At 56.7% G+C, this 12,940-nt stretch carries 13 protein-coding genes; 12 read left to right on the forward strand and 1 reads right to left on the reverse strand.

All coding sequences use genetic code 11. The annotated features are described in order from the left end of the window. Positions 1–104: 104 nt before the first annotated feature. Positions 105–641, forward strand: a complete 537-nt coding sequence (locus tag KIH86_RS14980) for a protease (protein ID WP_223085158.1) — start codon at positions 105–107, stop codon at positions 639–641. Beyond that, positions 641–2,197 (forward strand): flotillin family protein, encoded by a 1,557-nt coding sequence (locus KIH86_RS14985; protein WP_223085157.1) that lies wholly within the window; start codon positions 641–643, stop codon positions 2,195–2,197. Before KIH86_RS14980 ends, KIH86_RS14985 begins: the two co-directional genes overlap by 1 nt. Before the next feature lie 154 nt (positions 2,198–2,351). Here the strand turns inward: KIH86_RS14985 and KIH86_RS14990 are convergent, their stop codons facing one another. After that, positions 2,352–3,179 carry an AraC family transcriptional regulator gene (locus KIH86_RS14990; protein WP_223085155.1) on the reverse strand — a complete coding sequence of 276 codons (828 nt, stop codon included), beginning with the start codon at positions 3,177–3,179 and terminating at the stop codon, positions 2,352–2,354. A gap of 213 nt (positions 3,180–3,392) precedes the next feature. On the opposite strand from KIH86_RS14990, the gene KIH86_RS14995 reads away from it, so the two are divergent. The 10 genes from KIH86_RS14995 to glcT all read left to right on the forward strand — a co-directional run bounded on the left by KIH86_RS14995 (position 3,393) and on the right by glcT (position 12,923). Then, complete coding sequence (locus tag KIH86_RS14995) at positions 3,393–4,349, forward strand: glutathione S-transferase family protein (protein WP_223085150.1); 957 nt, start codon at positions 3,393–3,395, stop codon at positions 4,347–4,349. Positions 4,350–4,367: 18 nt separating this feature from the next. Then, positions 4,368–4,796 carry a GNAT family N-acetyltransferase gene (locus tag KIH86_RS15000; RefSeq protein WP_223085147.1) on the forward strand — a complete coding sequence of 143 codons (429 nt, stop codon included), beginning with the start codon at positions 4,368–4,370 and terminating at the stop codon, positions 4,794–4,796. 54 nt (positions 4,797–4,850) lie between these two features. Further along, entirely contained in the window at positions 4,851–5,822 is a 972-nt protein-coding gene (locus KIH86_RS15005) for a glutathione S-transferase family protein (protein ID WP_223085145.1), read from the forward strand. 5 nt (positions 5,823–5,827) lie between these two features. Beyond that, on the forward strand, positions 5,828–6,790 hold the full coding sequence (locus tag KIH86_RS15010; RefSeq protein WP_223085144.1) for a glutathione S-transferase family protein: 963 nt from the start codon (positions 5,828–5,830) through the stop codon (positions 6,788–6,790). A 16-nt stretch (positions 6,791–6,806) separates the two neighbouring features. Continuing rightward, the gene (locus KIH86_RS15015) at positions 6,807–7,937 is read left to right on the forward strand and encodes an iron-containing alcohol dehydrogenase family protein (protein WP_223085142.1); all 1,131 of its coding nucleotides are present in this window, start codon (positions 6,807–6,809) and stop codon (positions 7,935–7,937) included. A 40-nt stretch (positions 7,938–7,977) separates the two neighbouring features. Further along, complete coding sequence (locus KIH86_RS15020; RefSeq protein ID WP_223085139.1) at positions 7,978–9,078, forward strand: ABC transporter substrate-binding protein; 1,101 nt, start codon at positions 7,978–7,980, stop codon at positions 9,076–9,078. 26 nt (positions 9,079–9,104) lie between these two features. Then, positions 9,105–9,890, forward strand: coding sequence for an ABC transporter permease subunit (locus KIH86_RS15025; protein WP_223085138.1), 786 nt, complete (start codon positions 9,105–9,107; stop codon positions 9,888–9,890). Between the two features lie 17 nt (positions 9,891–9,907). Further along, entirely contained in the window at positions 9,908–10,678 is a 771-nt protein-coding gene (locus tag KIH86_RS15030) for an ABC transporter ATP-binding protein (protein WP_223085136.1), read from the forward strand. Positions 10,679–10,730: 52 nt separating this feature from the next. Further along, positions 10,731–11,921, forward strand: coding sequence for an aminotransferase-like domain-containing protein (locus KIH86_RS15035; RefSeq protein ID WP_223085134.1), 1,191 nt, complete (start codon positions 10,731–10,733; stop codon positions 11,919–11,921). 126 nt (positions 11,922–12,047) lie between these two features. Next, positions 12,048–12,923 (forward strand): glucose PTS transporter transcription antiterminator GlcT, encoded by an 876-nt coding sequence (gene glcT / locus KIH86_RS15040; RefSeq protein ID WP_223085132.1) that lies wholly within the window; start codon positions 12,048–12,050, stop codon positions 12,921–12,923. Positions 12,924–12,940 lie beyond the last annotated feature (17 nt).

The raw sequence follows: 12,940 nt of genomic DNA on the forward strand, positions 1-12,940 counted from the left end.
TCTTCTTTGTATGCAATCCGGCAATAAATCCAGTTTTTTGAAACCAATCCGCCTGCATATACGTAATAATAGTGAAGGATTAGTCTGGCCGGGAGGAAAAGATTATGGAGACTCTTTACTTAAGCTGCCTTTCGCTTGGCATTTTGTTCGCTCTCGTGACGCTGCTCGCGGGCGACTGGATCGGGCATGCGCTGGGAGGAATGCTCGACTTTCTGTCTGTGGACGTCATCAGTCCGACCGTTCTGGCGGCTGGCGTCACGGTGTTCGGCGGTGCGGGCATCCTGCTGACCCGGTATACGGGACTCGCCGGAGGGCCTGTCCTCGTGCTCTCCCTGATGGTTGCCGTCCTGCTCAGCGGCGCCGTGTACATAGGCGTGGTGAAGCCGATGGAGCGCAGCGAAATGTCGACAGGCTTCTCCATGCAGGAGCTTCCCGGCCGGATCGGCGAAATTACCGTCCCGGTTCCGGCACTTGGCTACGGGGAGGTTATGGTCAAGTTCGGCGCATCGAATACCCTTCATACCGCCGCCAGCTTTGACCGGCATCCACTTCCAACGGGGGCCAAAGCGGTCATCGTGGAAGTGAAAGACGGTGTTGCCCTTGTATCCGCACTAGATGAACGAAGAGGAGAGGATTTGTAATGTACGGACTACCCGACTATCTGCTGATTCCCGCTGTGGTTATCGCCGTCCTGATTGTGCTCGGGATTGCGTTCTGGGCCCGGTACAAAACCGTCGGTCCCGATGAGGCCATGATCGTTACCGGCTCTTTTCTCGGATCAAGCCACATCTCTGATGACGGCTCCGGGCGAAAAATCAAAATCGTTCGTGGTGGAGGCGCTTTCATTCTGCCTGTGTTCCAGAAGGCCGAATTCATGTCGCTGCTCTCCCACAAGCTGGACGTTACGACGCCGGAGGTGTATACGGAGCAGGGCGTACCCGTCATAGCGGACGGCGTAGCCATCATCAAGGTGGGCAGCTCCGTCGAAGACGTGGCGACGGCCGCCGAGCAGTTCATGGGCAAGCCGATCGAATCGCTGAAGGCCGAGGCCCAGGAGGTGCTGGAAGGCCATCTGCGGGCGATCCTCGGCACGATGACCGTGGAGGAAGTGTACCGCAACCGCGACCGGTTCGCGCAGGAGGTGCAGGGAGTGGCTGCCCGGGATTTGAAGAAGATGGGGCTGCAGATCGTCTCCTTCACCATCAAGGATGTCCGCGACAAGCATGGTTACCTCGAAGCGCTCGGCAAGCCGCGGATTGCGGCGGTGAAGCGGGATGCCGAGATCGCGGAAGCCGAGGCGCTGCGGGATGCGCGAATCCAGAAGGCGAGCGCCGAGGAGCAGGGGCAGAAGGCCGAGCTGCTGCGCGATACGAATATCGCGGAAGCGTCACGCGATAACCAGCTGAAGATCGCCGGGTTCAAACGCGATCAGGATACGGCCAAGGCGGAAGCCGACCAGGCGTACCATATCCAGGAGGCGCGGGCCAAGCAGACGGCTGTCGAAGAACAGATGAAGGTCGAGCTTGTGCGTAAAATGCGGGAGATTGACCTGCAGGAGAAGGAAATTCTGATCCGGGAGAAGCAGTATGACGCAGAAGTGAAGAAGAAGGCGGAGGCTGACCGTTACGCAGTAGAGCAGGCGGCGGAAGCCGAACGGGTGCGGAAGATGCGCGAGGCAGACGCGGTGCAGTACAGCATCGAGACTCAGGCGAAGGCTACGGCGGAGCAGAAGCGTCTGGAAGGTCAGGCGATGGCGGATGCCGAGCGGGCTAAGGGTACAGCCGAAGCGGAAGTAATCCGGCTGAGAGGCTTGGCCGAGGCGGAGGCCAAGGAGAAGCTGGCCGAGGCGTTCCAGAAGTTCGGCGAGGCCGCGGTGCTGGACATCATCGTGAAGATGCTGCCCGAGCTGGCCGGCAAGATCGCCCAGCCGCTGTCGTCCATCGACAAGCTGACGGTTGTAGATACGGGCAACGGAGAAGGGGCAGCCCGTGTCAGCAATTATGTGACCGGGCTGATGGCCACGGCTCCGGAGATGCTGAAGAGCGTGTCGGGTATCGATGTGGAGCAGATCATCAAGGGCTTGACCAAAAGCAAGAGCAAGAGCAGAGAGGCGGAGCCGACTGGCGCCCAGCTTTCTCTTGCTGCGAAACCGCAAACCCAGCAGCCGGAAAACCTGGAACCAGAAAGCCAGGAATAGGAGAGCCGGGAGTAGATCATATTTTCAGGCGATCCATCACGTTCCATCACGAAACGGTTCATTTCATCCGTAAGCCGCCGCGCGGGGCACAAGCCCTGCGCGGCGTTTTTTATGGGCAAGACCGGCTTCGCTGCACTTCCGCATATCTCCTCCGTTAATCCATCAGCAATCCGGACCGCTTCAAGTATTTGGTCGGCGTCACAGCGCTGAACTCCTTGAATTCCTTGATGAAATGGTTCTGATCGAAATAGCCCAGCTCCATAATCCCGTCTAGCGTCTCGGCTCCGTGAGGCTTCTCCAGGGCGTTCAGCACATGCTGAAAACGGATGATTCTGCTGAACAGCTTGGGCGATACTCCGATGTAACGTTCGAAGGTTTTATGCATGTACCGCGTGGAATAACCCGTATCCGCAGCGAGATCGCCGATGGGCACAGTTCCTTTGCCTCCGATGATTTTTTCGGTCAAATATTCCACCAGTGCCGGCGTGTCAAGCTTGCTGCTGTAATGCTCCGTGTAGAACGCTTCGAAGGCGCGGATGCGTTCGCTGAAACTGCTCTGGGCAGCAACCGCCTCAAGCAATCTGTCCGCGTGCGGAAGAACATCCTGCAGGGGGATTTCATTCTCGGTAAATTCGCTGACCGGATATTTGAGGAACCGCTCCGCATACCCCGGCAGAAACCGGATGGCGAAATAATCGCAGTCCGGTCTGACGAAGATCCCCTGTCTCCGCCGAACAATGCTGCCGCAAATATTGGCCGAGGGTTGTTGCGGATAGCAGCAGATTACAATATCCAGGCAGCCGTCGGGCAGAATGAACATGCTGTCGATATGCCCGGCATCCAGATGAAATCCGAAATATTGAATGCCTTCGCTTAACAAGGAAGGGGTAGATTCAATGAATTCTGTGTAGGTAGGCAGCGACTTTTTGAAGGAAGGCTGAAACGGAAGGTATTTGAAGCGTTGCCCCGGGGCCGGAGTCATAAGAAACGACCTCCTTTTTTGTTTAATCCGATATAATTCATCTGATTAATATTGATTAAATCGCTAGATCGCTTTTGCTGTCAATAACTTTTTGCTCTCCGCTTTCCTGTCCTGTTCTGATTTTTACTATATTTCATCCCAGTTTCGAAGTAGAATCTGGTAAAAAGTAAAACACATCAGATTACTATGAATTTGAAAAAGGAGGATCATCCAATGACCACTGTACAGAACGCCGCCTCCGAATTTACGCGCGAGGTCGGCAGCGGCGGCGCTTTTGTCCGCCAGACCAACCGGTTCGTTACAGCTTTCGGAACAGGTGTCGGTGAGCTTCCTCCGGAACCCGGTCGCTACCGGCTGCTGTGGGCGCCGATCTGCCCCTGGGCGCACAGGGCGATTATCGTAAGAGCTGTGCTGGGACTTGAGGATGCAATCAGCGTAGGCACGGCCAACCCGGTGCGTACGGAGCAAGGATGGGAGTTCTCGCTTGACAAGGATGGCGTCGATCCCGTGCTGGGCATCCGCTTTTTACCCGAGATTTACAAGGAGACGGACCCCGATTACCAAGGGCGTGCAACCGTGCCGACTGTTGTGGACTTAACTACCCGAAAGGTCGTCAACAACAATTATTTCAGACTGACGAATGATCTGGAAACAGCCTGGTCGCCATTTCACAAAGAAGGGGCCCCCGATCTGTACCCGGCTGAGCTTCGGGAGGAGATCGACGCTCTGAACGATATTCTGTTCCATGAGGTGAACAACGGCGTGTACAAGGCGGGCTTCGCCCGGTCCCAGGAGGCTTATGAACAGGCGTATGATACGGTGTTCACCCGGCTCGATGACCTGGAGAAGCGGTTGGCTGGACAGCGATATTTGTTCGGAAGCTCCATCACGGATTCGGATGTCCGGCTCTATGTGACGCTGGCCCGCTTCGACATCGCCTACTACTCGGTCTTTCGGACGAACCGCAACCGGCTGATCGACTTCCCGAATTTATGGGCCTACGCCCGTGATTTGTATCAGACGCCCGGATTCGGAGATACCACGGATTTCGATGCGATCAAAAAAGGCTATCACCTTGGCGACATCGCCAGCAACCCTCTGCGCATTCTGCCCAAAGGTCCGGACCTCTCCCTGTGGACGTCGGCCCACGGGCGCGAGCGACTGAGCTGACAGAAAGGCTGGCATGAGATGAACATTGAGATTCGTAACAGCTGTCTGAACACGAACTGGGAGAGGGTCGCGGAGCTGATGTCCCATTTCGGACTGTCGAATGCGGCGGCGGATGTGCACAAGGAGGCATTCGAGCACAGCTATGCCACGACTTTTCTCTATGACGGGGACCGGGATCGGCTGATCGGCTTTGGCAGAGCTGTCTCTGACGGCGTTCTGCAGGCTGCCATTTACAATATCGCCCTCGACCCCGATTATCACGGACATGGCCTGGGCCGCCTGATTATTGACGATCTGCTGACTGCGGTCCGGCATTGCAATGTGATTCTGTACACGCATCCCGACAAAGTGAGCTTCTACCGTCATCTTGGCTTCCGGAGGATGAAGACCGGCATGGCCTTGTATCTGGATGAGAGCAAGGTAGACGAGATGGGATTTATCGAATAGCACGCAGCGCAGCAATAGCAATAGGCGCAGTTAAGCAGCAAAGGAGGCGATGAAATGGGTGTCGCGAAAAAGCATCCCGTATTTGAACAAGAGCTGCGTTCTGACGGCAGCTTTGTTCCCCAGAAAAATCTGTTCACCGTTCCTTTCGGCTACGGCCCCGGGGAACACCGGCCGGAAGCGGGACGCTACCGGCTCCTGTGGATGAAGGCGTGTCCTTATGCACATCGGGCGGTGATTGTGCGCAGACTGCTGGGCCTGGAGAAAGCGATCAGCCTCGGCACGGCGAGCCATTTTCGGACGGAATTCGGCTGGGAATTCTCGCTTGACGAGGGAGGCGTCGATCCCGTACTGGGAATCCGCTACATCAAGGAAGTGTACGACGCAGAAGACCCGGATTACAAAGGAAGGCCGACAGTGCCCATCGTAGTCGATGTACAGACCGGACGGGGAGCCAACAGCGATTATTTCCGGCTGACCAACTATCTGGAGACGGTCTGGGCTCCCTTCCACAGAGAAGGTGCGCCGGATCTGTATCCGGAACGGCTTCAGGAAGAGATTGATGTCCTGAACGACATCATCTTCCGGGATATCAACAGCGGCGTGTACAAAGCGGGCTTCGCGCACTCGCAGGAGGCTTACGAACAAGCCTATGACCAGTTGTTCGCCCGTCTGGATGAGCTGGAACAGCGGCTTGAGAGCAGCCGGTATCTCTTCGGCGACCATCTGACGGATTCTGACGTGCGGCTGTATACGACACTCGCACGGTTTGACGCGGCTTATTATCCCGTGTTCAACACGAACCGGAATCGGCTGGTCGATTTCCCCAATCTTTGGGGCTATGCGCGCGATCTATACCAGATTCCGGGCTTTGGTGACACGACGGATTTCGAAGCGATCCGAAGCAGCTATCATGCTTCCCCGCATTTAAGGGGATTTGCGGCCAATCCTTTCGGCATCTTTCCGAAGGGGCCGGATAAGCAGGAATGGAACACCCCGCACGGGCGGGAACATTTAAGCAAAGGGTGAGGGTTATGACGAATTCGGCAAAAGCAACACCGGTTGAGATTTCACGGGACGGCTCGTTCCAGCGGCAGCGGAACCGGTTTGCCGTCCCTTTCGGGAGCGGTCCTGATGAGCTGCCCGTGGAAGCGGGACGCTACCGGCTTCTATGGTCGGCCGCCTGCCCCTGGGCGCATCGCGCGGTGATTGTCCGCAGCCTGCTTGGGCTGGAAGAGGCCATCAGCCTTGGAACGGCGGACCCGATCCGGCCGGATCTGCCGCATACGGACTGGGCGTTCACTCTGGATGAGGGAGGCACAGACCCGGTGCTCGGCATCCGCTATTTGAGCGAAGCCTATCTTGCGGCCGATCCCGGTTACACGGGGCGTCCAACCGTTCCCGCTGTAGTCGAGATTAGGACCGGAAAAGTGGTCAACAACGACTACTTCCGGCTGACCAATGAGCTGGAGACAGCATGGGCTCCCTTTCATAAAGCAGGCGCACCTGATTTGTATCCGGCAGATCTGCGCGCGGAAATCGACGAGCTGAACGAGCGAATCTTTCATGATGTTAACAACGGTGTATACAAAGCGGGCTTCGCCCGGTCGCAGGAGGCTTACGAGAAAGCCTACGATGTATTGTTCGAGCGCCTGGATGAGCTTGAGGAGCGTCTGTCAACGCGCCGCTATCTGCACGGCAACCGGTTAACCGATTCCGATGTGCGGTTGTATACGACCCTGGTCCGGTTCGACGCCGCCTATTACACCGCGTTCCGGGCCAACCGGAGACGCATTGCCGACTATCGCCACTTATGGGCGTATGCCAGAGATTTATACCAGACTCCCGGTTTCGGAGACACAACGGATTTTGACGCGATCAAGCGGCATTACCATCTATCCGGGCTTCTGACATCGGAAGGCGCGAATCCTTACCGGATTTTGCCCAAGGGCCCCGATTTGAGCCAGTGGAACACCCCTCATGGCAGAGGACGCTGAAAGGAGAAAATGGCCCATGCTGACGTTTAAATCGCCTGCCGTATATGTGAACGAGCCGGGCGCAATCGCCCGGACGGGAACTCTGGCTGCGGAGCTTGGAAGCAAGGCGTATATCATCGGAGGTAAGGCCGCCCTGAAGCGGATTGGTGCGCCGCTTGAAGCCAGTCTGAAGGAGGCGGGAATCCACGCGGTTGTTGAGATTAATCAGGGGGAAGTATCTCTTGCCAATATTAATCGGTATGCTGAAAAAGTTGCCGAGGCCGCACCGGATTTCCTCATCGGCGCTGGCGGCGGACTGGTGCTTGATCTCGTGAAGGCGGTAGGCGACCGTACGGGCTTGCCGGTGGTAGCCGTTCCGACCGTGGCTGCGACCTGCGCAGCCTGGTCGGCGCTGAGTATTCTGCATGACGATGAAGGCAACTCGGCCGGTCCATTGTTTCTGAAAGCATCGCCCCGGATTGTCGTCGCCGACACGGCTGTTCTGGCCGAAGCGCCAAGACGTTACTTCGCTTCCGGCATCGGAGATACGCTGGCGAAATGGTATGAGGTGGCCCTCAATTTGCAGGATGGTCAGGGCCGCGCGGATATTGTGCTGAGCCTGCATCCGGCCAAGCTGGCGCTTGAGGCGATCGAACGCTCGGGAATCGAAGCTTATTCGGACGCCGGAGGCGGCAGAGCCAGCGATGCGTTCAAAGAGGTGACGGACGCCATCATCGTCCTGACGGGCCTCGCGGGCACCGTGAGCGGGACAGGGCGCCGGGCGCTCGTGGCCCATGCGGTTCACGACAGTCTGACCAATCTTCCCGATGCTCACGGAGCGCTGCATGGGGAGAAGGTGGGCTTCTGCCTGATCGTACAGTCTATCCTCGAAGGCCGGAACGATATCGGCAGTATCATCGCCGTGCTCCGAAAGTATGAACTTCCTGTAACGCTGGCCGAACTCGGCATAACCGGACAGACGGACGACAAAATCCGCCGGGTGGCGGAGGACACTCTTATTATTCAGCCTGACGGCGGCTTCGCCTTCCCGGCCGACAGCGCAAGTCTGGCCGTGGCCATCCGCGCCGCCGACAGGGCGGGACGCGAAGCGTTGAGCCTGCCGGCCGCTGCTGAGCGGCTGCCATTCCCTTTTTATTACCCGTATTAAGTCCATATCCATATATTTAGAAAAGGTGGTTGTCTTGTTCATGAGAAAAATAAGGTACACGCATTCTTTCTTGCTGTTGTTGATATTGTCCGCAGTGCTGGCGGTTTCCGGCTGCTCATCGAATTCATCCGGTTCCTCGGCCTCGTCGGAAGCACCCGCATCAAAGGCTTCTTCCGAATCCACTGCGGCTCAAGCGTCTGCTCAGGCCTCTACCGAGCCATCCGTTGATCTCAGCGGCGTAACGCTGCGGGTCGGCCAGGTCGGCTGGTCCGAATGGGAAGAGGGCTTCAAGGCGGCGGGCTTGCTCGATACGCCGTACAAACTGGAGTTCAGCGTCTTCCAGGGAGGTAATCTGGAACTGGAGGCAATCGCCGCCGACCAGCTGGACTTCGCGATTACGAGCGAAATTCCGCCTATCTTCGCTTCCCAGGCTGCGAACCAGGGGAACTTCAAGATTGTCGGCGTACAGCGCTGGAATACACTTTTGCAGGAACTGGTCATCCCGAAGGGCTCTCCGATTAAATCCGTAGCGGAGCTTAAGGGCAAGAAGGTGGCCTACGTTCAGAACACGACTTCCCAGTACTTTCTTGTCAAAATGCTGGAAGCTGCCGGTCTGACCTGGAAAGACATCGAGCCTGTCAAGCTGACAACGGCCGAAGGGCTGACGGCATTGGTCGGCGGCAAGGTTGACGCTCTGGCCAGCTACAGTAATTCAATCACCGCTGCGCATCAGAACGGAGCAACTACGCTGGCAAGCGCCAAGGATATTTTATCCGGCAACTTTCCGGTGGCCGTCAACAACAATGCGATCGATGATCCGGCCAAGCATGCGGCTGTGGCCGATTTTCTCGAGCGGCTGACCAAGTATTATGAGTGGACCCGCGCCAACCGGGAGCAGTGGGCCGAAATAACGGCAGAGAAGACCAACCAGAAGAAGGAGGATGTTCTGGATACGCTGACCAAAGGGGACGAGCAGCGTCCGCTTGCCCTGCAGGCGATCTCGGATGAGGCCATCGCATCTCAGCAGGATATTGCCGATACCTTCACTACACTAGGACAATTGCCCGGCAAGCTTGATGTATCGGCTGCCTGGAGCCACGCGTTTGACAAAGACATCGCCGGCATCCTGGAGAAGAAATAACCGGGCTGAAGGAGAAGGAGGGGATCATGAGCGACAGACAAAGAAAGTCAGCCCTTCGATCGGCGGTGCCGTGGCTGCTGCCGGCCCTGATCATCGTGTTCTGGCATATTTCCACGACGACGGGTATCGTGGCCGGTAACATTCTGCCTCAGCCGCTTCAGGTGGCCCGCACCTTTGTCGATTTGCTGAAAAATGGTGAGCTGGCGCGGAACGTCGGCATCAGTGCTCAAAGAGCCGTTATCGGCTTTCTGATTGGCGGGTTCATCGGGTTTGCGCTCGGGCTGTTTAACGGCGTATGGGCGAGGGCGGAGATGCTGCTTGACACAACCATTCAAATGGTGCGGAATATCCCTCATCTTGCGCTGATTCCCATTGTGATTCTGTGGTTTGGGATCGGTGAGGGAACGAAGGTGCTGCTTGTGTCGCTGGGTGTATTTTTCCCGATCTATCTCAATACGTTTCACGGCATTCGCTCCGTCGATCCTAAGCTGGTTGAGATGGGAAAAGTGTACGGATATAAGGGCTTGCCCTTATATCTTCACGTCATCCTTCCCGGTGCGCTTCCATCGATTCTTGTGGGCGTCCGCCAATCGCTCGGCATCATGTGGCTGACCCTGATCGTTGCGGAGACCGTTGCGGCGAATTCCGGTATCGGATATATGGCGATGAACGCGCGCGAATATATGAGGATGGACATTATTGTCCTCAGTATTTTATTGTACGCGCTGCTCGGCAAGCTGTCGGACAGTCTGGCTAAATGGCTGGAACGCAGCTGGCTGCGCTGGCACCCGAACTTTACCGGCAAGCGATAGGAGATGGAGACAAGGGCATGGAGAGAAGCATAGCAGGGTTTTCAATACAGGCGCAGCAGCTGCGGAAGAAATTCGGAGAGAAGCATGTGCTGGGCGGGATCGACTTGACGGTGGAACCGGGCGAATTCATTGCAGTGGTCGGCAAAAGCGGATGCGGCAAGAGTACGCTTCTTCGCCTGATCGCGGGGCTGGAGATGCCATCATCCGGCTCGGTGATTCTGGACGAAACAACCGTGGCCGGAATCGATCCGCAGGCGAGGGTGCTGTTTCAGGAATCCCGGCTGCTTCCGTGGAAGAAGGTAGTCGATAATGTCCGGATTGGCGCTCCGGGCCGGGATCTGTCCAAATCGCTGGAGGCGCTGCGGCTTGTGGGCCTTGAAGAACGCGCCGGGGAATGGCCGGGTGTGCTGTCCGGCGGCCAGCAGCAGCGGGTCGCCCTGGCCCGGGCGATCGCCGGACATCCGCGTCTCTTGCTGCTGGATGAACCGTTCGGCGCGCTCGACGCCTTGACCAGGCTCGATATGCAGAAGCTGATCGGGCGATTATGGGAAGAACAGCGGTTCACCGTTGTTCTGGTCACGCATGATGTCAGTGAAGCCGTTGCGCTGGCCGACCGCGTGCTGCTGATTGAAGACGGTCAGATTACGCTGGACGAACGGATTCAGCTTGGCCGTCCGCGCATCAGGGACGCCGGGTTCGCTCACTATGAGAATCTGATTCTTAAGCGCGTGATGGGCGCTCTGGATGATGAGCATACAGGCATCAAGCCTGTTCAATATTCCATATAGCAGCCTTTCATTTGCCCGTGAACCACGCATGCCTCAAGAAAGGAGTGAAATTGTGACCAGAACGATGGAAGAATATCAGTTCAATCGAAATATTATCGTGCAGCCTGTCGGACGGGGCGCAGCTGGCAGGCAGGACAGCGTCAATCTGTCATACGGCTTTCCGGCGACGGAGCTTCTGCCTGTTGAAGCACTGAACCAGGCAGCGCTCGAATCGCTGGTACGCGACCGGGCGCAAGCGCTGCACTATACCGGAGGACAAGGGCTGGACATCATCAAGAATTGGCAGCTCAGACGTCTGCGGAAATTCGGTATTCAAGCGAATGATGAGCACTATTTGGCCGTATATGGGGCGAATCAGGGCATCGAGCTGACAGCCCGCGTATTGATCAATCCCGGCGATACGGTATGGACCGAGGCGGCGACCTATTTTAACGCGATTAACATGTTCCGTTACGTGGGTGCCGAGATCGTCGGCCTGCCGATGGATGAGAACGGTGTTGACGTCGATAAGGTGGAGGATGCGTTGCAAAAGGCCGCCGTCGGTGAAGGCACGCTGCCCAAGTTCATCTATGTCATGCCGAACTTCCAGAATCCGACCGGAACGACGCTGTCGCGCTCGCGCCGCGAGCGGCTTGCCGAGCTGGCCCGGATTTACAATTTCTTCATCCTGGAGGACGACGCATACGGCGAGCTGCGCTTTGAGGGTGAGGATGTGCCGGCTATTTGCTCGCATGCGCCGGACCGGACGATATATCTCGGCACCTTCTCCAAGACATTGGGACCGGGATTGCGTTTCGGCTGCGTCATTGCTCCCCGGGAGGTTGCTGACCGCATGCGCTGCCTGACGCTGAACAGCGCCCCAAGTCCGTTCACTCAGGAAATTCTGGGCCATCTGCTGCAGAACAGCGATTATGACGCCCAGATCGCCCGGCTGACAGCTTGTTACTCCGCTAGGCGCGACGCGCTGGCGGAGGGGCTGGGAGCAGCCTTCGGAGACGAAGTGCGGTTCCAGCTTCCGGAAGGCGGCTTCTTCCTCTGGCTGGCCTTTCAAGACGGGACGGATACCCTCCGGCTTGCCGAACTTGCTGCGGAGAGAGGGGTTCAGACCGTCCCCGGGCGGGGCTTCTATGCGACGGAGGGCAGCTATCCGTTTATCCGGCTGTGCTTCAGTTATTGCGGGGAGAGCGAGATCGAGGAGGGCGTGAGAAGGCTGGCTGCGGCTTACTCCGATTACCGGAGATAACGCTTCTTCCGGAAGGATTCCTTGATGTTGCGGAGCGGCACAAGTATAATTTAGACGTTGCCGCTCCCTTATTGGCTGCTGCTGCAACATTTTTAAGGTATCTGGAAGCAAAAGAGGTGTGTGCAAGTGAGCAGCATAAGTGTGGCCAAGGTACTCAACAACAACGTTATCATCGCCGATCATCCCCAGTATGACGAAGTCGTCGTCATCGGCAAGGGTATCGGCTTCAACCGCAAGGTCCGGGACAAGATCGATTTGTCCGCGGTAGAGAAGATGTTCATTCTCCGCAACCAGCAGGAGCAGGAGCAATACAAGCAGTTGATTCCCCAGGTCGACGAGAAGCTGATCGAGACCATTCATGAGATTGTGCTGTACATTATGCAGCATAGCTCCAAGCCGTTGAACGAGCATATTCATATTGCTCTGACAGATCATATTGCTTTTGCCATCCGGCGCTATGAACAGGATGTGCCCTTTCACAATCCCTTTCTGTACGAAACCAAGGAAATTTATCCGGATGAATATGCGATGGCGGAGTATTCCGTGGACCGGATCAATGAGAAGATGGGAGTTGAACTCCCGCTCGATGAGATCGGTTTCGTCGCTCTTCATATCCACAGCGCGCTGAGCAACCGGCACATATCGGAAGTCCAGAAGCATTCCATGCTGATCAGCGATATGGTCAATCTGGTGGAGAACAACCTGAATTACCATATCCCCCGGGACTCGCTCGATTACTCCAGACTCGTTACTCATCTTCGGTTCGTGTTGGAGAGATTGCGGAGAGGCGAAACGGTTCAGGAGACTTCCTCGCTTGACGGGCTAATGAAGAGGGAATACCCAGAAATGTATTCGCTTGCGTGGAAGCTGACCAAGGTCATCGAGCAGCGGATGCACTTGTCCGTCTATCCCGCAGAAGTGGGTTATCTGACCGTCCATCTTCAGCGTCTCGCCCAGAAAAAAGAGGATGAGGCGGATATGAATAATCGGACCGGAAGCTGACGATGAATGTGAGTTTT

It is taken from the genome of Paenibacillus sinensis, assembly GCF_019904155.1.
Lineage (GTDB): Bacteria > Bacillota > Bacilli > Paenibacillales > Paenibacillaceae > Paenibacillus_AQ > Paenibacillus_AQ sinensis.